16 protein-coding genes are annotated in these 19,746 nt (G+C 54.9%); 11 read left to right on the top strand and 5 right to left on the bottom strand.

Going from position 1 to position 19,746, the window contains the following annotated elements; all coding sequences use genetic code 11:
• Nucleotides 1–633 carry a response regulator gene (locus tag ABH909_RS17535; protein ID WP_429435473.1) on the bottom strand — a complete coding sequence of 211 codons (633 nt, stop codon included), beginning with the start codon at nt 631–633 and terminating at the stop codon, nt 1–3.
• A 21-nt stretch (nt 634–654) separates the two neighbouring features.
• The gene (locus tag ABH909_RS17530) at nt 655–2,028 is read right to left on the bottom strand and encodes a cache domain-containing protein (protein WP_429435471.1); all 1,374 of its coding nucleotides are present in this window, start codon (nt 2,026–2,028) and stop codon (nt 655–657) included.
• 385 nt (nt 2,029–2,413) lie between these two features.
• On the opposite strand from ABH909_RS17530, the gene ABH909_RS17525 reads away from it, so the two are divergent.
• Nucleotides 2,414–4,471 carry a carbon starvation CstA family protein gene (locus ABH909_RS17525; protein ID WP_429435468.1) on the top strand — a complete coding sequence of 686 codons (2,058 nt, stop codon included), beginning with the start codon at nt 2,414–2,416 and terminating at the stop codon, nt 4,469–4,471.
• A 15-nt stretch (nt 4,472–4,486) separates the two neighbouring features.
• The gene (locus tag ABH909_RS17520; RefSeq protein WP_183681751.1) at nt 4,487–4,684 is read left to right on the top strand and encodes a YbdD/YjiX family protein; all 198 of its coding nucleotides are present in this window, start codon (nt 4,487–4,489) and stop codon (nt 4,682–4,684) included.
• 119 nt (nt 4,685–4,803) lie between these two features.
• On the opposite strand, the gene ABH909_RS17515 is transcribed toward ABH909_RS17520, so the two are convergent.
• Together ABH909_RS17515 and potE are read right to left on the bottom strand one after the other, a co-directional pair.
• Nucleotides 4,804–5,709, bottom strand: a complete 906-nt coding sequence (locus tag ABH909_RS17515; protein ID WP_429435465.1) for an amino acid ABC transporter substrate-binding protein — start codon at nt 5,707–5,709, stop codon at nt 4,804–4,806.
• Nucleotides 5,710–5,756: 47 nt separating this feature from the next.
• Nucleotides 5,757–7,097 carry a putrescine-ornithine antiporter gene (gene potE, locus ABH909_RS17510; RefSeq protein WP_429435462.1) on the bottom strand — a complete coding sequence of 447 codons (1,341 nt, stop codon included), beginning with the start codon at nt 7,095–7,097 and terminating at the stop codon, nt 5,757–5,759.
• A gap of 1,122 nt (nt 7,098–8,219) precedes the next feature.
• Between potE and ABH909_RS17505 the strand changes: the two genes are divergently transcribed.
• From ABH909_RS17505 to ABH909_RS17470, 8 genes are all read left to right on the top strand, one after another.
• On the top strand, nt 8,220–8,900 hold the full coding sequence (locus ABH909_RS17505) for a DUF3313 domain-containing protein (RefSeq protein ID WP_429435456.1): 681 nt from the start codon (nt 8,220–8,222) through the stop codon (nt 8,898–8,900).
• A gap of 162 nt (nt 8,901–9,062) precedes the next feature.
• Complete coding sequence (locus tag ABH909_RS17500; protein WP_429435453.1) at nt 9,063–9,524, top strand: hypothetical protein; 462 nt, start codon at nt 9,063–9,065, stop codon at nt 9,522–9,524.
• 423 nt (nt 9,525–9,947) lie between these two features.
• Nucleotides 9,948–10,772, top strand: coding sequence for a winged helix-turn-helix domain-containing protein (locus ABH909_RS17495; protein ID WP_429435450.1), 825 nt, complete (start codon nt 9,948–9,950; stop codon nt 10,770–10,772).
• Nucleotides 10,769–11,251: a hypothetical protein gene (locus ABH909_RS17490; protein ID WP_429435447.1), complete on the top strand. Its 483-nt coding sequence runs from the start codon at nt 10,769–10,771 to the stop codon at nt 11,249–11,251. Before ABH909_RS17495 ends, ABH909_RS17490 begins: the two co-directional genes overlap by 4 nt.
• Before the next feature lie 280 nt (nt 11,252–11,531).
• Nucleotides 11,532–11,858 carry a hypothetical protein gene (locus ABH909_RS17485; RefSeq protein WP_429435445.1) on the top strand — a complete coding sequence of 109 codons (327 nt, stop codon included), beginning with the start codon at nt 11,532–11,534 and terminating at the stop codon, nt 11,856–11,858.
• 55 nt (nt 11,859–11,913) lie between these two features.
• Complete coding sequence (locus tag ABH909_RS17480) at nt 11,914–12,876, top strand: helix-turn-helix domain-containing protein (protein WP_429435442.1); 963 nt, start codon at nt 11,914–11,916, stop codon at nt 12,874–12,876.
• 245 nt (nt 12,877–13,121) lie between these two features.
• Complete coding sequence (locus ABH909_RS17475) at nt 13,122–13,922, top strand: EAL domain-containing protein (protein WP_429435440.1); 801 nt, start codon at nt 13,122–13,124, stop codon at nt 13,920–13,922.
• A 108-nt stretch (nt 13,923–14,030) separates the two neighbouring features.
• Complete coding sequence (locus tag ABH909_RS17470; RefSeq protein ID WP_429435438.1) at nt 14,031–14,531, top strand: outer membrane beta-barrel protein; 501 nt, start codon at nt 14,031–14,033, stop codon at nt 14,529–14,531.
• Between the two features lie 79 nt (nt 14,532–14,610).
• Here ABH909_RS17470 and ABH909_RS17465 read toward each other — a convergent pair whose 3' ends face one another.
• Complete coding sequence (locus ABH909_RS17465; RefSeq protein WP_429435435.1) at nt 14,611–15,252, bottom strand: dTMP kinase; 642 nt, start codon at nt 15,250–15,252, stop codon at nt 14,611–14,613.
• Between the two features lie 432 nt (nt 15,253–15,684).
• Here ABH909_RS17465 and ABH909_RS17460 point away from each other — a divergent pair, with 432 nt between their 5' ends.
• The gene (locus ABH909_RS17460) at nt 15,685–19,737 is read left to right on the top strand and encodes a glycosyl hydrolase family 28-related protein (protein WP_429435432.1); all 4,053 of its coding nucleotides are present in this window, start codon (nt 15,685–15,687) and stop codon (nt 19,735–19,737) included.
• Nucleotides 19,738–19,746 lie beyond the last annotated feature (9 nt).

The raw sequence follows: 19,746 nt of genomic DNA, 5'->3' as shown, positions 1-19,746 counted from the left end.
CTAACGTGAAATGATCCCGTGATCGATCGCGTACTTTACCAGTGCAGCGGGTTTGTCGATGTTGAGCTTGCGACGGATGCTCAGGCGATGAGTTTCTACAGTCCGGACACTGATGTCCAGTTCGCGAGCCATTTCCTTGTTGTTCAGCCCCTGGGCCATCTTGTACAGCACTTGGCTTTCGCGCGGAGTCAGCTCGTTGTCGGTACTTTTATCGGCAATGAGCCGCTGGGCGATCTCGGCGCTGTAGAACGTCCCGCCACTGACAATCGCTTCGATCGCCGCAATGATTTCCCTTGAAGGCGCGTTCTTCAGCACATAGCCGCTGGCACCCGAGCGAACGGACTCACTCACGTATTCATAATTGTCGTACATGCTCAACACCAGCACTTTGAGCGAGGGGTACTGGCTGCGCAACAACCGTGTCAGCTCGAGGCCGTTGATGTCCTTCAGGCTGATGTCGACCAGCAAAAGATCCGGTTGGCAGCGCCCGACCATTTCAATGGCATCGGCGCCATTCTCGGCTTCTCCCACCACTTCCAGTTGCGCCATGACCCCCAGCAGCGATTTGATTCCATCGCGGACCAGGGAATGATCGTCGACCAGGGCGACGCGGATCGGGGAGGGCAGATTCATCGCAGGTATTCACTCTAATTGTTATGGGCCGGGCCAGCGTTCTGCATCCGGCAGTTTCATTGGCAGTAGCACGTCCAGCTCACTTCTTCCCGGCATCGAGGTCAGGTCGAATCGACCGCCAAAATGCTCGACACGCTCACGGATGTTGCGCAGGCCAATGCCCGCGTGACGACGTTCGACCTGGGCAACGTTGAAACCGATACCGTCATCGACCACCGTCAAACGTACGGACTTTTCAGAACCGTGCAGGGTAATGATGACGTTTTTTGCTTGTGCGTGGCGTTCGATATTGGTCAGGCCTTCTTGCACGATGCGAAACAACGAGACGGCGGCGCCATCGACCAGATGACAGTCGAATTCGTTATCGTTGAAGATTACGACCAAGCCACTGCGTTGCTCGAATTCTGCGGCGAGTTGACCGATTGCCGCCGGTAGGCCGAGGGTGTCGAGCAGCGACGAGCGCAGGTCGTGAGAGAGGCTGCGCACTTCGCCAATCGCATCCCCGAGGCGCTCCGTGGCGTCTCTTAAAATGCTCAATCCTTTATCTTGTCCATTCTCCAGCACATGGCTGGCCAGTTCGAACTGAAACTTGATAGACACCAGCAATTGGCTGATGCCGTCGTGCAGCTCTCGGGAAACCCGCGACCGTTCTTCCTCCTGCAGGCTGACGATGCGTTGGGTCAGGCGCTGGAGTTTTTTGTCGGCCAGGCGATGCTCGCTGACGTTCAGCGTCATGCCGCTGGCGAAGACAAACAGCACCGCAACGAGGGCCACTGCGGCAATGGCCAGCATGGTTTTGCGGATGCCCTGAGCCACCTCGTCACGGGCCTGTCGGGTGGCGCGTTCAACGTCTTCAAGGTAGATGCCGGTGCCGAGCATCCAGCCCCAACGGTCCAGCATTACCACGTAAGCGAGCTTGTCGGTCACTTGGCCGGAAGAGGGTTTGTTCCAGGCGTAACGTTGAAAACCTTCGCCCGATTGCGCACTTTTGAGTAACGCCTGGATTACCGGCAAACCGTGAGGGTCGGTCATGCCCCACAGGTATTTGCCTACAAGCTCTGACTGGCGCGCGTGCATCAGGCTGCGGCCCTCGTGGTCGTAAACGAAAAAGTAGCCATTGATGCCAAAACTGAGCTTGCGCAGTTCTTCGAGCACTTGTTGCTGCGCGCGAGCGTCACCCCGGCCATTGTCGTACAGCGGTGCGATCAGGCTCTGGGCCATTTCGACGTAGTTTTTCAGCTCTGCACGTTTGCTGGCCAGAATGCTGTCTTCGATCAGTTGCGCTTGTTGATCACCCAATTGCCGGTTCAGGGAAATCACCAGCGCGCAGATGACCGCGATCGCCAACACCAGCGGCAGAATCCCGAGCGCGACGATTTTGTGTTTGAGCTGCATCTCTACTCCTGGCCAGACCGAGGGAAGGCGAAGGCCCGGCATCATATGCCAAAGATACGCGCCTCCAGTAGCAGTGCTGGACAGAATGACCTGCGGCCATGATGAAACGCCAAAACCTGTGGGAGCGGGCTTGCTCGCGAATGCAATCTGTCATTCAACATCGATGTCGTCTGATATACCGCCTTCGCGAGCAAGCCCGCTCCCACAGGTTTTGCATTTCAACTGACAGATCAGCTGCGTCTACGTAGAACTACGTAGACGCCACGTACGTAGTAACGCGGATTTATTTGTCGACAGCATGGGCGGATATTGGGCCCGCTCCGCAATGCGGACACAATTATAATAATTACCGCCGCAGCCACTGGCTGTCGGCAGGAGACACGCTATGCCCCGTCTGGCTAAACACCTCGCCTGGTTTGCCGTGGCTGTCCTGGGAGCGTTTGCGCTAAGTGTCGTGGCCCTGCGCCGCGGCGAAGCCATCAACGCCCTCTGGATCGTAGTCGCAGCAGTCGCTATTTATCTCGTCGCATACCGCTATTACAGCCTGTTCATCGCCACCAAGGTGATGCAGCTCGATCCCAATCGAGCCACTCCCGCCGTACTCAACAATGACGGTCTGGACTACGTACCGACCAACAAACACGTGCTCTTCGGGCACCACTTCGCAGCGATCGCCGGTGCAGGGCCGCTGGTCGGCCCGGTCCTGGCAGCGCAAATGGGCTACCTGCCCGGTACGCTGTGGCTGATCGCCGGGGTGGTGCTGGCCGGTGCGGTTCAGGACTTCATGGTCCTGTTCATGTCCACCCGCCGCAACGGTCGTTCCCTGGGCGACATGGTCCGTGAGGAAATGGGCCGCATCCCCGGGACCATCGCGCTGTTTGGCTGCTTCCTGATCATGATCATCATCCTCGCAGTGCTGGCGCTGATTGTGGTCAAGGCCCTGGCCGAAAGCCCGTGGGGTATTTTCACGGTGATGGCGACCATCCCGATCGCGATGTTCATGGGCATTTACATGCGCTACATCCGCCCGGGTCGCATCGGCGAGATCTCGGTGATCGGCGTGGCATTGCTGCTGGGTTCGATCTGGCTGGGCGGGCAGATTGCCGCTGACCCGGTGTGGGCCAAGGCGTTCACCTTCACCGGAATCCAGATCACCTGGATGCTGATTGGCTACGGTTTTGTCGCGGCGGTATTGCCGGTATGGCTGATTCTGGCGCCACGTGACTACCTGTCCACCTTCCTCAAGATCGGCACCATCGTCGCGCTGGCGATCGGCATCCTGATCACCATGCCCGATCTGAAAATGCCGGCCTTGACCCAGTTCATCGACGGCACCGGGCCGGTGTGGAAGGGTGGGTTGTTCCCGTTCCTGTTCATCACCATTGCCTGTGGCGCGGTGTCTGGTTTCCACGCACTGATTGCTTCCGGCACCACACCTAAGTTACTTGCCAATGAAGGCCATGCCCGTTACATCGGTTACGGCGGCATGCTGATGGAGTCCTTCGTGGCGATCATGGCGATGGTGGCCGCGTCGGTGATCGAGCCAGGCGTGTACTTCGCCATGAACAGCCCCGCAGCCCTTGTAGGCTCCGATGCTGTTTCGGTGGCTCAGACCGTCAGCAGCTGGGGTTTTGCAATTACCCCGGAAGCCCTGCAAACGGTGGCCAAGGACATCGGTGAAACCACCATCCTGGCCCGGGCCGGCGGTGCGCCGACCCTGGCGGTCGGTATCGCGCAGATCCTGCACCAACTTCTGCCGGGTGAAAACACCATGGCGTTCTGGTACCACTTCGCGATCCTGTTCGAAGCGCTGTTCATCCTGACCGCAGTGGACGCCGGCACCCGTGCCGGGCGTTTCATGCTGCAGGACTTGCTCGGCTCCTTCGTGCCGGCGCTCAAGCGCACCGAATCCTGGACTGCCAACCTGATCGCCACCGCCGGTTGCGTGGCGATGTGGGGTTATCTGCTGTATCAAGGCGTGATCGACCCGTTGGGCGGGATCAACACCTTGTGGCCGCTGTTCGGCATCTCCAACCAGATGCTGGCGGGTATCGCGCTGATGCTGGCAACCGTGGTGCTGATCAAAATGAAACGCCAACGCTACGTCTGGGTCACCATGCTGCCCGCCGTGTGGTTGCTGATCTGCACCACCACCGCAGGCTTCATCAAGCTGTTCGACGCCAACCCGGCAATCGGCTTCCTGGCGCTGGCGAAAAAATACAGCGACGCCTTGGCCAACGGCCAGGTCCTTGCGCCGGCCAAGAGCATCGAGCAGATGCAGCATGTGATCTACAACGCCTACACCAACGCAACGCTGACCGCGCTGTTTTTGCTCGTGGTGTTCAGCATCCTGTTCTTTGCACTCAAGGTCGGCATTGCCGCCTGGGGCACCAAGGAGCGTACGGATAAAGAAGCGCCGTTCCAGGCTTTGCCGGATGCTTGATGGAGGAGGGTGCCCATGTTCAATGACCTGAGTCGCCTCGGTAAATACCTCGGTCAGGCCGCGCGCCTGATGGTCGGCATGCCCGACTACGACACTTACGTCGAGCATATGCAGACCAGACACCCGGACAAACCGCTGATGAGTTACGAAGTGTTCTTTCGCGAACGTCAAGAAGCTCGTTACGGCAGCAAGGCGGGACCGAAGTGCTGTTGATGCGAAACCTTTAAGCGGCATTCTGCTTTAAAAGCCCGGCCTGCCGGCGATAGCGGTCTTAAAGACGCTACCGTGGGCAGGCCGGGCTTTTTTTGTCGTTGTACTTTCAGGGCTTGCCTCTACGGTATCGCATAGACCTTGAACAGCTTTTTGTCCGTGTCGGTAATGCCTTCCAGGTAGGTGTCGTATGCCTGCTCGATTTCGCCCGATCGATACAGTTCACTCAGCGCGGTGTCGACCAGCAAACGGAAATCTTCATCGTCTCGATTCACCGCCATTGCAGTCGGCGAGTACTCAAAAACTCGATCCAGCAGGACCAGATTCCCTGCGGAATAGTTACTGGCGAGGAGATTCTTCAACATCATGCGTTCGGCGAAAAAGGCATCGGCTTTGCCTTCGGCGACCAGTTTGAGGCCCGCTTCAGTGTTCTCGACTGTGACCAGGGTGGCCACCACACCGAGTAATCGCATCTGCTGACGGATCCAGGCCTCGGTGACGCCACCTGCAGTGGCGGCATAAGTCAGGTTGGCCAGCCCACGATTGATGGTCGCACGCCAGGTCGGTCCGGTATGCGCTACTTTGCCGTTTAGTACATTGAGCAACGCCTCAGGTGCTTCCTGGCGCACCACTGCCGAAAGGCCGGCCGTGTAGATTGGAATCGAGAAGCTCACACGCTTGCGTCGTACCAATGTGGGTGGCGTCGGCGTGCAGAGGATGTCGATCTCGCCCGTGCTCACGGCATTCATCTCGTCGTTGACGACGACGGGGCGGTAACGTATCTGCAACGCGGCCAGACCCAGCTCGGTCTTGATTTTGTCGGCGACCTTCAGACAAAGCTCGATCGCATAACCGATGGCTTTGTCGCCTGCCTGGACGGAAAAGGGTGCGAAATCCGGCACATAACCGAGGGTAAAGGTATTGCTCACCCGCACGCGCTCAAGGGTATTGGCACCCGCGAGTACCGGCACCATTGTGAGCAGGCAGACGAACAGCAAGTTAACGGCTTTGGTCAGTTGTACGTTCATATCCTGGCGCCCCGTATTCGGATGTCTGTGCGGTCCTGGAAATACAGCTAAGGATTGCCGGCCCTGATCTGAGCGGTTGGAGACGCATCGACAAAACGCTTGGAGAGGAAGCCATAGAGCAAATAGCCGAATGCAAGGACAATGAGGCCACCGAATACGGCATCCTTGCCGCAGGCATAAAGGGCGTACAACGAATAGCCCACGGCGATCAGTAATAGCATCGTGTTGCGGGTGTAGATCTCCGTACTGACTTTGGCTTTGTACATCATGACCAGCAGGCCCGTGGCGGCTGTCACGTATGGGATCAGATTGGTCACTGCTGCCAGGCTGACGAGTTTTCCAAACTGGGCGCTGGCATTGGGCGAGATGGTCGACAGCGCCATCAAGGTCTGAAAGATGCCGCAAACGAGCATGCCGAGAATAGGCGCATCCTGTGCGCTGACCTTACTGAACAATTTCGGGAACATGCCTCGGTCAGCAGTCATCTTCGCCGTTTGCGCCAGAGTGAACTGCCAGCCCAGCAGCGAACCGACACAAGCCATCACTGCCAGCGCCATAACGATGTTGCCGACCATGGGGCTGAACATATGTGCATAGACGAGCGCGAAGGGCGCCGATGAGTTGGCCAGTTCGGTATTGGGTACGATGCCCTGAATGACCGTAGTCGACAGCACATACACCACTGCCGCGCCCAGCGTGCCGAACAGGCAGGCCAACGGTACGGTGCGCTTGGGATCTTCCACGGCATCGGAAGCCTGTGCCGCCGATTCCATGCCAAGGAAAGCCCACAGGGTGAGGGGAATCGCCTTGCCGATGGCGTCGGAGATCGGCAAGTTGTTCGGGTTCCAGGCAGCAATCAGCACATCGGGCTTGAACCAGAACCAACCGATGATGCTCAAGCCAGCGACCGGGATGATCACCCCCCACACGGTAATCGCGCCGATCTTGCCGGTGATGCCGGGGCCACCGAAGTTGGCAACCGTGGTCAGCCAGAGCAGGCCAACCGTACCGATAAACAGGGGAATGGCGCCACTGCCCAGCCAGGGCACGAACGATGTCATGTAACCCACCGCAGAGATGGCGACAGCCACGTTGGCGATGCCCAGCGAGAGAAAATACAGATACGAACAGAGGAAGAAGCCGGATTTGGCGTGCGCCTCTTCGGTGTAGGCAGACAAACCGCCTGAGCGCAGGCAGTAAATGCCGCACTGGGAAAAGCAGTAAGCGATGGCCATCGAACCGACGGCGGTGACGATCCATGACAACAACGAAACGGCCCCGAGCTGGGCCATGCTCGTTGGCAACATGATGATGCCCGATCCCATCATGTTCACCGTCACCAGAGTGGTGAGCCCCATGAGGCTCATTTTCTTGCTTGGGTCGGCCATCGGAAACTCCTTGATCTGCTCAACACATTGACCATAGCCCTGATTGCCATGCTCATAGCCCGTCGAACAGATTTATCGCCAGTTAGTCCTCGAATGTGCGGGAAGCGTTGCAAGCCGAGAGCGAGGCGAGCGCGTGATAAAACGACTAAATGGTTATTTAGCATAGTTATTAACTATCGATACAGCATTGCTGATAGCTTAATATTCAGATTCCCGACGCTGAAACAGTGATTGCCGTGTTGACTCTGGAGCCTCACATGGAAGGAGGTTTTTGATGAAGAACCTTTCATTTCGATCACCACGCGATGGTCAGATCAAAATAGAAGTTAAACCTCATGGATGAATTTCAATTCATTACTTGCCGAGCAAGATTGGCCTATAGGCCATGTTCACTTGAATCATTCGGACATCGTTCATTACTACCATTTGGGAAACCCGATTCAGGACAGCCTGATTTTTCCAGACGGTATGTTGATCACTGGGCAACGACGTTATCACCGGGGAATGCTTTCAGCTGCACGTACCTAGTGGCGTTGGAAAGCTTCCAGAGCAACTAATGACGGGTTTAGCGGAATACGGTTTGATCAGCGAAGCGGTTTCACGAGGTTTGATTTTCAGGTAGGGAGATGAGCAGTCGGCAGAAACTCAGAGAGAAGATTCCCGAACATACAGAGTTGTTTTGGAAAGCTGATGTAAGGACGAGGGTGGATTGAGGACCTCAAAATCCACGTGCAACCGGGCTAACCCTGAAACATGTTGTTACGTGTAATGTATATTATGTTAAATGATGTGTCAGGACGGAACCTCTATCAAAGGTTCTATCTTGTGACTTCGAAAAAAATTCTCTGTCAACGGGCCTGCACTCCGTATTCATGGCAAGTCATTGAATGAAGTGACAGCTGCACGCTGGTGATGCGGCGTCGTTGCCCATTCAGTTCAAGCTAAGGTACCGCAATGACGTTTTTAATAGTTTTTGAGGGTTATTGATTCGGATTATCCGGCCCTTACCGGGCAGTATCCGCCCCGTATCGACCGACGTGCAGGCGCCAGCCTTGCGTCGCTCAGGTCGGTACTGGGGGCAGGAACCTGAACAGCAACTTTCATTACTTGAGAACAGAACACATGAGCATGTCGAATAAATGGATTGTGGGGATTGCCTTGAGCTGCGTGTTTCAAGTCGGGTGTGTCTCGAAGGTGGCGCAAACAGAACAATATTCGGGCTTTCTGCCCAATTATCAGGGACTGGAAGAACACACTACGCAGAGTGAACAGAAAGTGATGCGCTGGGTCGCGCCAGGGTTTGATCCCCATGCCTATTCCACTGTCGTGTTCACGGAGGTTGAGTTGTATCCAGCGCCCATACCCACCGCGCGCGTCAACCTGAAAACCTTGGAAGATGTACAGATCATGGCCAGCGACAGTGTCCGAAACGCCTTGGTCCCCGCTTATACGATCGTCTCGAATGTGCAGCAAGCACCGGCCGATTCACGGACATTGATTCTGCAGGCGGCGATCACCCACGTCAGCGCCAACAACGAGGGCATGCATTGGTATGAGGCCGTACCGATCGCAGCTGTCGTCGGGGCCACACAAGCAGCCACCGGCCATCGTGATCAGACGGCCGAGTTGTATCTGGAAATGGACCTGATCGATGCCAAAACCGGTTTGCCGGTCGTCAAGGTGGTTCGCAAGGTATTCGGCGAGACATTGAAAAATGCCAGTCAGCCAATAGGCGCCAATGACTTCAAAGTCGCACTCAAAACCGTAACGACCGACATGCAGGCCCTGCTTTCCAAGCAGTAGCTGACACGGGATACCCCATGGCAACGTTGACTTGCCTGCTATCCATTGTCATGGTTTTGCACTGCGAACAAACGGGCATGGGGTTTCGCAACGGCGGTCACGCTGCGTATCTATGAATAATCCGTCAGACCCCATGATGTCGCCTGGAGAGAGTCCGACTTGATGAAAATATCGACCCTTACCTTATCGGCCTGCCTATTTCTCGCCAGCTCTGGTGCCTTGGCGGTAACGCTGGTTCCACTCAAAAACCAGACTTCACAGACCATTCAGCAAGACACCAGTGCCTGCCAGACACAAGCCAATGCTCAATTTCCGACACAAAACACAGTGCCTTCCGGAGGTCGGATAAAAGGCGCTACCACAGCCGCGATCGCCGGCGCCACTGCTGCGCAGGTTCGCGGCCGGCAACATGACGACGTTTATGACCAGATCGACGACGATATCAAGCAGGACTATCGCCAGAATCGTGCGCGCAGTGCCGCTGCGGCCGGCGTGGTGGTCGGCGCCTCAAGGCAACGTCAGGAGCGCAGACAGAATCTTGCCGCCACTGAGCAAAACATCACCGCCAACAACTCCGTGTACAGCAGTTGCCTGCAACAGCGTGGCTATAACGTTTTGCCTTGATCCAACTGACTGCCTCGCCCTCGCCTGAAGTCATTTCACTCCCCTTCCTTTCCATCCCGCCCTGAACTAGTCGTGAGAAACATGTTCAGGGACGCCCTGCCTCTTGGTCGAAAGAATGCGGCAGGACTAAACCGATTCATATTTACTCAAGGCATGCATGGCCCTGTCTTGCAGTTTTCGGATAGCGCGAGGTGCTCATATCAAGCATCATGACCGCCCCGATTGAAACGCCGTGGATTACCCTTGCTTGACGCCAGTGACATTTTCGAGAGCTATTCCAGCATTGTCTGCAAAACCTGATTGCACCTTTCGCGCTTGCCCGCAAATAGCCGCTCATCTCCCCCGACAAGCATGTATTGCGTCTAACTCAGCCTCTCAAACCGTCTCTATACTCAGCCAGAACCAACTGAACGGAGGATTTCCATGCGCTACGCCTTCAAGTTGAAAAATGGTGCCATGGCCCTTTTCGACCCAGATACCGCCTTGCTTTCCATCACGACACCCTATGGCGATGTTCAAACTTCCACGATAGGTAGAGCTGAATCGCGTCTACTGGATCTGCTGCTTATGGAGCCCGGTCAGACCAAAAGCCGTGAGGAGATTACCGACTACGCCTGGAATGACCGCGTCGTCGCCGCCGGCAGTTTGAACCAGGCCGTTTTCTCACTTAGAAACATTCTTAACGACAGTCGAGATCACGAAATCTTGATGACGGTTCCTCGAAGAGGATATTGCTTCAATCGTCAATATGTAGTCGATGCCCAGGCAGCCTTGCCGATGCCAACAGATGAAGCGGTGCAACCTTGCGCGCCCGTCATTGAAGAATTACCGCGAAGTGGAAGTGATGATGATCTTCCGCGACTTTCAGAAAAAACCAAAGAATCAAATTACATAACCAAAGCCCATTTGATCGGCTATTTCCTGACCTTGGGAGTATGCGTTTACACAGGGTTCCATTCTGGCTTCGACACACCAAAAATAGAAATTTCCAGCCTGAAACAGAACGACCTGTTCATCCATGCTGTTGCCCACTCGGTCGCTGAGGCTCAATCACTGAGGGATCTTTCGGCCAAACAGATCGAACAGTCCTCTCCCCATTTAAAAGGTCAGGTCTGGCTGAATCTCTATAAAACAAATTATTCCGTTTCGTGCGTCCGCCCGGATTCAAGCACAGCAAACTTACAATTAAATAGCGCTCAAAAAGACCTCGCACTGATGATCCGGCAATGTCTGGAGGCAACCCTATGAAGCTGACAACACCTTCAATGACTCACTGGATAGTGCTTGGAATCATCAACGTCGCTTGCATTTTCTCTTTGCTTTATTCTCCATCTTATTACATGGAAAACATCAGTTATCAGACCATCACCCGACAATGGCTCGAAGACTTGAATCAGCTCAATACTGAGGAGTATCTGACCATCGGGCACGGCCGACTAACACAAACCTCTCTGGAAAACCTGAACGGAAAAATTCGTAACGCCACCATCACTGCAAATGTTATCCGGGAAAGCAATCATCACGTCCAGATAAAAATCAACAACGTCAAGTTGAGTCAGGACAACGAGTTATTCGCCATTGAAAAGACTCCCGATCTATTTTTCAGGCGCCAGTATGTCTTGCAGGAAGGCGCCGTTCTAAACTATGAGCTCATACCTGTCACCGATGACAACGCCGTATGTTTTTATGTGCACGAAACCGGCCGCTTGCGTTGCATGAGTCACTAAACCATCATTCAGACAATAAAAATAATAATTACTGATTTGAATCAAATCCCCCTCCCCCTTAAAAATCCTCCCGTTTTGATGATTTTCCTGGCTGCTTTCCTTCATGACCAGTAAAGGCGCTTCTCGCGCCTTCAGCAAATCGAGCCGATTGTTGATTGAAAATATGAGTTTTTGACTTTGACAACCCCCTCGGGGGCGAGACTATTCACAGGCCGCGCCGTGACAGTCATGTGGCGGGCACTTTGCTCTTATTGAAAAATCATCAACAAGGAAGCTCGTCATGCGGCTAAAAAATTTTGCCACCGTATCATTTGGTGTATTGCTTTCACTCAAGGCCATGGCTGGATACAAGGAGCTTTACAGCGTCGACCTGGCGCCTATTGAAAGCAACAAAAAGAAGCTTGACGATGAAAGCTCCAGTTACAGGATTTGCACAAGCTATCGTATCAATGATTATTTTGCCTTTGATGCAGCGGCCATCGGCGGTCAACAAACGGCAATCTTTGGTTCGAAAATAGCGCCGTGCAAACTTCAAAGCCTGCTGGATCTACCGTTGAGCGATGCGTATGTTTTTTCAGCGGCGCTGGAACTCACACCGACTCATTGACATAGGTCTGAACAATGGCTTGGCACTACTTATTAGCTGAAGAGCGTTAAACTCCATGCGCACAATAATTCCTGACGAAGTTTTTCATGTAACGCCCATTGCCGCAAATGAACCCGATAGAACTATCGGCCAGTGGACAGTCAGCTTGATTTCGGCAGAGCATGAGGCAAGTATTCGACAGTTTAAGCTCATTGATAGTCTGACTCTCCAATGCAGCCGGCTGGATTTCGATTCAGTTGTCACTCTGGACAGCTCTGTTCCTCCAGGCTTTATAACCATTGCCATTTCACAGGCGCCCGTTGGCCGACCCTCTGTCAATAATCATGAACTGCGGCCTAATGAAGTCATCGTGCTGTATAGCGGCGAGCCCGTACAGTACACCTGCGAACCGAATGAAACTCTTTATACGCTGACCACGACACTGGAGCACTATGCACAATGCATCGATAATGATTCAACTATCGATGTGCTCGCCCATCGAAAGAACCAACGCTTCCAGGTTACAAACTTCAAATTAATGCAGTCTGCCATTCAGGTCATCAACGCTTGTTTTACAGACATCAATGGCACTGCCGAAAAACAGCGCAGGCGCTCGGAAATATCAGACTTTGAAAGCGTGTTATTGATTTCACTCCTGCGCGCATTGACACCCGTTGGTCGCGCCAGGCTTAAAACCCCGTCAAGAAGAATAGTTGCGACGGAAGCAATAGATTACATCCATGAAAACATTAACAAAGCGCTGAGCATGAAGTCATTGGTAAAACAACTTGAAACCACAACTCGCAGCTTACATCTTGGTTTCGTCGAAACGTTCGGAACCTCACCCATTGCTTACATTAGAAATCTCAGACTCGCCAACGCCCGCCGAGATTTGATCCGTCACACCTGGCCTACGGTTACCGAAACTGCCATGTATTGGAATTTTCACCATTTAGGCCGGTTTTCCAAGGCCTATCAGAGTGCCTATGGAGAAATACCTTCGGAAACCGCAAGGCGCAACGCAGAAAAACCGGTTTAAAGATTAACCTTCGAAAAAATAACAATTAATATTTCTAATTTTCCACATTAATGGCCTACATTGCTTGCTAAATAGCCAGGAGAACAAACATGCGCTATCGATTAAATTCATTGCCGCTCAAGCATAAAATCTTCTTTTGCATTGCCGCCTATTTGTGCGGTGTCGCGTTGGCCTGGCTGATGAACAGTTAAAAATTCGCCTCTGGTCAGATCCCGCCTAGTCAAATCATGTTTTTCGGAGTTTTTATGATTGCCGCGTATAGAGCCTTACTTAGAACTTACCCATCAGCTTTATGCGCAACGGCTGCAATGGCTTTAATTGCATGGTTTCTTGCCGATCATTACGCAGACAGACTTTTTGGGCAGGGCTTGAGTAAAACCCATGAGTTGAATGACTTGAAATGGACGCTATTCATTGCCCTGGCCTTCATCTTGGAAGCACTGCTTTACCTTTCATGGAGGGTGCTTAGGTATTACACCTCGACCGTCGTTCAGCTTCGCAAGGCAATCAGGGCGGACAAACTGGACGTGCACTATCAACCTATCGTTGATTCGAGGAAGGGATATCTGGTCGGTGCCGAATCACATTCTCGCTGGCACCCTAAAGGCGCCGCCATTGCGGCAGATGTCTTCATCTCAGCGGCAGAGAAGTCCGAACTGATCTGCGAACTCACGCGTTCGGTCATGCGCCGTGTTGCGGAGGATTACAGCACCTATCTCTGGGCATGCAAGGATTTCTTCATCACCATCAATCTTACCGCCCACGACCTGCTCGACCAGACCTTTCCCGACTTTGTGGCCGGCATCATGACGACATACAACATACCGCCGTCCGCCATCGTTTTTGAAATCAACGATAGTGCTTTGTTAAATCACAAAGAAGCAGCGGCTCAATTGCACAGGCTTAGAGTGTATGGACATCGTATTGCTATGGGTAACGTTGGCACCGGCTCTTTCAGACACGCTTTCACCGAACCGGCACTCCCTGTACATGCCTTGGCCAGGCGGTATTTTCAATGTCCGGCGAACATCAGATGCTTACAGTGACTGAATATTACTCATCAATATCAATCAATGACTTCTATTAATCCTCGCGACTACGCACATTCGGCAAACATCTCACAATCGACAACCTGTAAAAGGACAACACTTCTTATGCTACTTCGAAACCTAGGCTTCGTTTCCCTACTTTCATTGCTATCCTTTCAGGCACTTGCGGATGACAAAGGTTTGTATCTTGGTGCTGGCGTCAGCAATATTGAAACCGACGAATCAAATCTGAGCGATGAAGACTCCAGTTATAAGGTTTTTGCAGGCTATCGTCTCAATGGCTATCTGGCCTTCGAGGGCGCCTTCGTTGATCTTGGCCAATTCGAGGACAAGAATCTTGATTTCGATGGAAAATCGGTGCAAGTCAGTGCGCATGTCGGCTTCCCATTGGGAGAGCGGGTGCGCATTTTCGGTAGTGTCGGTGCTCATGCCTGGGATGCTGACGGCAACGCCAGCGATGATGACACCGGCGTGGACTTGACCTACGGGGCGGGCGTTGAAGTGGATGTGTTTCGCAATATCGGCGTCCGCGCTGAGTATGAAATATTGGAGGTCGGCAACATTAACCTGAATCAAACAACGGCCTCTGCATTCATTCTTTGGTAACGCCTGCTTCAATTGAGCGGCCTTAAAGGTCGCTCAACGCGCCCCCTGAAACATCACCAGCTCAGCCACCCGTGCACCTTCAATCAGCGCCAGACAACGGCGCAGCCAACTTCGCCTGGACGCTATAGATCTCAGAAACCACCTGCATCGTTGCCTCTTCGATCGTTCCTTCATTGCGGCATAAAACCCAGCCGTGATCTGCGATCGCTCGCTCGAACGCCTTGGTACAAGCGACCTGTTCTTCCAGCTTATGGATCACCGTACTGCTCAGCCCACGCCCTCGTGCCGCTGCCCTCGCCCACGAAATTTCAGCTGTGGTGACAACCCCGACATGCAGGTCTGGCACTTGCACGTTTCGATCCATGTTCAACTTTAGAATCTCTGCAAACGGGACTATACGGCGAAACGCGGCGTCAGACGGGTACCAGCGATCGATCAGGATGATGCTGCCTGGTGGCTGTTTAGCCAGTACGTGCCGGGAAATCCAGGTGCGGCTATCAGCAAAACGCGCACAAACTTCCAACTCCAAATCCCGGGTGGGATTTCTGACGAGTCTGTTCACCAGGGCCATTGTTTCACCCCTATAGGGATCGCTTTTTTTCTCACAAAGTCGGATCACCTTTTTGTTGTCTGCCCTCAGTACTTTCGTAACGGCCTCCAACAGTGTGGTTTTGCCGGCGCCCTTGGGCCCATCCAGAGAAACAAACAGCGAACGATTCATTCTTCACATAACGATTGATATACGGTTTTTGTTGCCCTGTTCGCTCGCTGCAATCGCTTGGCGCGACTATGCCGAATCGAGTGGAGGGTCCTTATGAACAGACATTGCTGAACACTCTAACCTTGTTTCTGGGCTGACGGGGCTCAAAATCCAGGGTCTCGCAAGCGCCGTGTCCGTCATCTCAACGCGGCCCGAACCCCCTCTCCGCGTACCAGCTGCCTCAGGCGCATCGCTCGCCAGGCAAGCGTCAATAGAACGTTATTTCTTCTAAATAACTCAAAATACCTCACAACCGCTAATCAGTTACTCCGGTTTTTTGACGCTTACCCGATACGCGGTCACAACTTTTGCCCTCCGCTGGGTCATAACACGGTGGCTGTCGATGGAATATTGGCATTCAACGAGTTTTTTGCCCGATACGGAGATAAGCTCATGATTTTCAATGTACAAAATTTTGGCGCCAAAGGAGATGGCATCACAGACGACACAGCGGCGATACAAAGTGCGATTGATGCAGCGGCCGCCGCAGGCGGTGGGCAGGTATATATGCCGACCGGAACTTATATCGTTTCGGGCGGTGAGGAACCCTCCGACGGTTGCCTGATGCTCAAGAGCAACGTCTACCTGTACGGCGATGGCATGGGAGCAACCACCGTCAAAGTGGCTGACGGTTCCGATACCAAGATCACGGGGGTCATCCGCTCTGCCTATGGCGAAGAAACCCATGACTTCGGCGTCAGCAATCTCACCATTGATGGCAACCGTGACAGCACCACGGGCAAGATCGACGGTTGGTTCAATGGCTACATTCCCGGCGAAGCAGGCTACGATTCCAACGTCACCCTCGACAGCGTCGAGATCAAGGATTGCTCCGGGTACGGTTTCGACCCCCACGAGCAGACCGTCAACATGGTCATCAAGAACAGCGTGTCCCACGGCAACGGCCTGGACGGTTTCGTGGCTGACTTCCTCAGCGAGAGCACTTTCGAAAACAATATCGCCTACGACAACGACCGCCACGGTTTCAACATCGTTACCAGCACCCACGACTTCACGCTCACCAATAACATTGCTTACAACAATGGCGGCAATGGCATCGTGGTGCAGCGCGGCAGCGAGGACATCCCCTCCCCCAGCAACATCACCATCACCGGTGGCGAGGTGTATGGCAACGGCGCCGAAGGGGTGCTGATCAAAATGTCCAGTGAGGTGACCGTCAGCGGCGTCGATATTCACGACAACGCCAGCACCGGGATACGCATCTACGGCAGTAACCACGTCGAGATCATCGACAACACGCTGACCAATAATTCCCTCGGTGGCCCCGTACCGGAGATCATCATCCAGTCCTACAACGACACCCTGGGCGTGTCCGGCAAGTACTTCAACGGCAGCGATAACATCATCCAGGGCAACATCATCATCGGCAGCGACCTGTCGACTTACGGCGTCGCCGAACGCAACGAAGACGGCACTGATCGCAATGCCATTATTGGCAACACCATCAGTCACACCAGCAAGGGAGCCACGCTGGTCTATGGTGACGGCAGTTATGTCAGCGCCACAGTGCCGATGACTATCGTGCAAGGCACGGCTGGCAACGACACCTTGCTGGGCAGCACCGCCAGCGAAATTTTCTACGGTGGTGCCGGCAACGACACCCTCAATGGCGGGGCCGGTGGTGACATTCTGGTGGGCGGTGCCGGTATCGATAAACTCACCGGAGGCACCGGCGCCGATACGTTCCGTTTCGCCGCTCAGTCCGACAGTTATCGCAATGCAACTACAAGTTTCGATGACATCATCACCGACTTCGACGTCACCCAGGACAAGATCGACCTCGCCGGCCTCGGTTTCACCGGCCTGGGCGATGGCCGTGGCGGCACCCTGCAGGTCAGCTACAGCGCCAGCAGCAACCGCACCTACATCAAGGATTACGATGCCGATGCCAGCGGAAATCGCTTCGAGCTGATTCTCTCGGGCAACTTCGCCAGCACGCTGACGGCGAATAACTTCATCTTCAATCGGGTGGTCACCGGCACCAGCGGCAGCGACTCACTGTCGGGCAGCGATTCGGCCGATACCCTGCTCGGCCTGGCGGGTAACGACAACCTCAGTGGCGGCGCGGGCGACGACAAGCTCGAGGGCGGTGCCGGACGCGATTCGCTGTACGGCGGCGACGGTGCCGACACCTTCCGCTACACCAACGTGCTCGACAGCTACCGCGACTACGACACTGGCGGTGTCACGGTCACTGACACGATCTATGACTTCACCGCAGGCGTGGACAAGATCGATGTTTCGAGCCTGGGCTTCGTAGGCCTCGGCGATGGCAGTAATGGCACGTTGTACATGACCCTCAATGCGGCCGGCGACAAGACCTACATCAAGTCCGCCGAAGCGGATGCCGATGGCAATCGTTTTGAAATGGCCCTCAACGGCAATTACCTCAACACCCTGACCGCCAGTGATTTCGTGTTCGGCGTACGAGCTCAGCAGGACATTCTCTACCTGCCCACCCTCGGCCAGTCCAATGCGCGTCTGCTGCGCATGACGGAGGACGACAATCAGTCCGGCACCTCGATGCTGGTCAACGACCTGGGCCGCTATACCCCCTTTGACGTGCGCAGCCAATTCACCGATGCCAACGGAAACAACATCGACATTGCAGTGGGCGGCAGCACGGTCACCGGTTTGTCGACCCTCAGCGCCGAAGAACTCAAGCTGTGCTGGTGGCTGACCGATACCAACCAACCTGGCGCTGCGCTGTTGCGCGCCGTAACGCTGCTGCGCGACCAGCTCACTGAACTGCAATCCATCGGTAACGTCACCATGGGCATCATTTGGGGTCAGGGCGAGGAAGCCGCCCAGGAGATCGGCCGCGCCACGGACAAAGCAGCGGCAGCAGCGGCCTACAAGGCCGCGACCCTGAAGGTGTTCGATTACCTGCATGCCCAGTTCGGCAACTTCAGTGTGTACTTGATGGAAACCGGTCACTACGAACAGGATGCGGCGCGTGCCCGTGGTTATTCAGAAGAAAAGATTGCCTCCATCGTCGAGGGGGTTGGCTATGTCCGCGCTGCCCAGGAAGCCATTGCCGCCGAGCGCGCCGACGTCAAGCTGGCGGTGGACTACACCGACCTGCCCTTGCGCCACGAAGTCGATCCGCTGGCGTATCCCGATGACGTCTGGCACCTGCACGAGGAGTCGGCGGAAATCGTCGGCCAGCGCCTGGCCGACTACATTGCCAATGACCTTGGCTTGCAAGGCAACCCCAATGACAACAACAGCGTGCAGGAGATTTTCGACAACGCTCAGAACATGATTTCCGGTACCGACCAGGCGGATTCCCTGACGGGCACCTCGGGCAACGACATGCTGAATGGCGGCCTGGGCGCCGACACCCTGACCGGTGGCAATGGCAACGACGTTTATGTGGTCGATAACGCATCCGACCGTGTGATGGAAACCAACACCTCGACTTCGCAGATCGATACCGTACAGGCCTCGGTCAGCTGGACCCTGGGAGCCAATCTCGAGAACCTGGTGCTCACCGGCGTGTCGGCCATCAACGGCACCGGCAATGAGCGGCACAATTTCATCACCGGCAATGCCGCCAATAACGTACTTGATGGCGCCACAGGGGCCGACAGCATGAGCGGCGGCGATGGCAATGACACCTACCATGTCGACAACGCCAACGACACCGTGATCGAGATCAACAGCAATGCGGTGTCGGGAGGGATCGACCGTGTGCACAGCAACCTCGCGGCCTATACCCTCGGCAACAACGTCGAGCATCTGTATGTCGATAGCACTGGCGCCGCCAATGGCACGGGCAACGCGCTGGACAATACGCTGTTCGCCGGCGCCGGCAACAACGTGCTGGACGGGCGCGATGGCAATGACACGGTGTCTTATGAACGCGCCCTGTCCGGCGTCACCGTCAACCTCTCCACGTCAGCGCAACAAAACACCGTGAGTTCCGGGCTCGATACCTTGAAGTCCTTTGAAAACCTGACGGGAAGCGCCTACGCCGACACGCTGTCGGGCAACAGCGCCGCGAACGTTCTGAACGGTGGTGCGGGCAACGATGCGCTGGTGGGCGGTTCGGGCAATGACCGGCTGATCGGCGGTGCCGGCACCGACAACCTCGCCGCTGGCACTGGCGCGGATACCTACGCCTTTGGTGCGCTGTCGGACATGGGCATCGGGGCTTTGCGCGATGTGATCAACGGCTTCAAGAGCACTGAGAGCGATCTTCTGGATTTCACCGGCCTGGACGCCAACCCGCTGACCACCACTGTCGACGCCTTCACCTTCGTCGGCAGCAACGCCTTCGACCCTGCCAACGCCACCGGCCAACTGCGCTTTGCCGATGGCATTCTTTACGGCAGTGTCGATGCCGACGCCACGCCGGAGTTCGAAATCCAGCTGGTGGGTGTCCAGGCGTTGCACGCCAGCGATTTCACCGCCTTGGGTTAGGCTCACATC

The sequence above is a fragment of the Pseudomonas sp. BS3782 TE3695 genome (genome assembly GCF_050435305.1).
In the GTDB taxonomy this organism is placed as follows: Bacteria; Pseudomonadota; Gammaproteobacteria; order Pseudomonadales; family Pseudomonadaceae; genus Aquipseudomonas.
The sequence above is the reverse complement of the archived record's forward strand: the minus strand, read 5'-3'. Positions and strand labels throughout refer to the sequence as shown.

Coding starts and splice junctions, on each gene's coding strand:
- ABH909_RS17535 (WP_429435473.1), bottom strand. CDS start 633: ATGAATCTGCCCTCCCCGATCCGCGTCGCCCTGGTCGACGATCATTCC.
- ABH909_RS17530 (WP_429435471.1), bottom strand. CDS start 2,028: ATGCAGCTCAAACACAAAATCGTCGCGCTCGGGATTCTGCCGCTGGTG.
- ABH909_RS17525 (WP_429435468.1), top strand. CDS start 2,414: ATGCCCCGTCTGGCTAAACACCTCGCCTGGTTTGCCGTGGCTGTCCTG.
- ABH909_RS17520 (WP_183681751.1), top strand. CDS start 4,487: ATGTTCAATGACCTGAGTCGCCTCGGTAAATACCTCGGTCAGGCCGCG.
- ABH909_RS17515 (WP_429435465.1), bottom strand. CDS start 5,709: ATGAACGTACAACTGACCAAAGCCGTTAACTTGCTGTTCGTCTGCCTG.
- potE (WP_429435462.1), bottom strand. CDS start 7,097: ATGGCCGACCCAAGCAAGAAAATGAGCCTCATGGGGCTCACCACTCTG.
- ABH909_RS17505 (WP_429435456.1), top strand. CDS start 8,220: ATGAGCATGTCGAATAAATGGATTGTGGGGATTGCCTTGAGCTGCGTG.
- ABH909_RS17500 (WP_429435453.1), top strand. CDS start 9,063: ATGAAAATATCGACCCTTACCTTATCGGCCTGCCTATTTCTCGCCAGC.
- ABH909_RS17495 (WP_429435450.1), top strand. CDS start 9,948: ATGCGCTACGCCTTCAAGTTGAAAAATGGTGCCATGGCCCTTTTCGAC.
- ABH909_RS17490 (WP_429435447.1), top strand. CDS start 10,769: ATGAAGCTGACAACACCTTCAATGACTCACTGGATAGTGCTTGGAATC.
- ABH909_RS17485 (WP_429435445.1), top strand. CDS start 11,532: ATGCGGCTAAAAAATTTTGCCACCGTATCATTTGGTGTATTGCTTTCA.
- ABH909_RS17480 (WP_429435442.1), top strand. CDS start 11,914: ATGCGCACAATAATTCCTGACGAAGTTTTTCATGTAACGCCCATTGCC.
- ABH909_RS17475 (WP_429435440.1), top strand. CDS start 13,122: ATGATTGCCGCGTATAGAGCCTTACTTAGAACTTACCCATCAGCTTTA.
- ABH909_RS17470 (WP_429435438.1), top strand. CDS start 14,031: ATGCTACTTCGAAACCTAGGCTTCGTTTCCCTACTTTCATTGCTATCC.
- ABH909_RS17465 (WP_429435435.1), bottom strand. CDS start 15,252: ATGAATCGTTCGCTGTTTGTTTCTCTGGATGGGCCCAAGGGCGCCGGC.
- ABH909_RS17460 (WP_429435432.1), top strand. CDS start 15,685: ATGATTTTCAATGTACAAAATTTTGGCGCCAAAGGAGATGGCATCACA.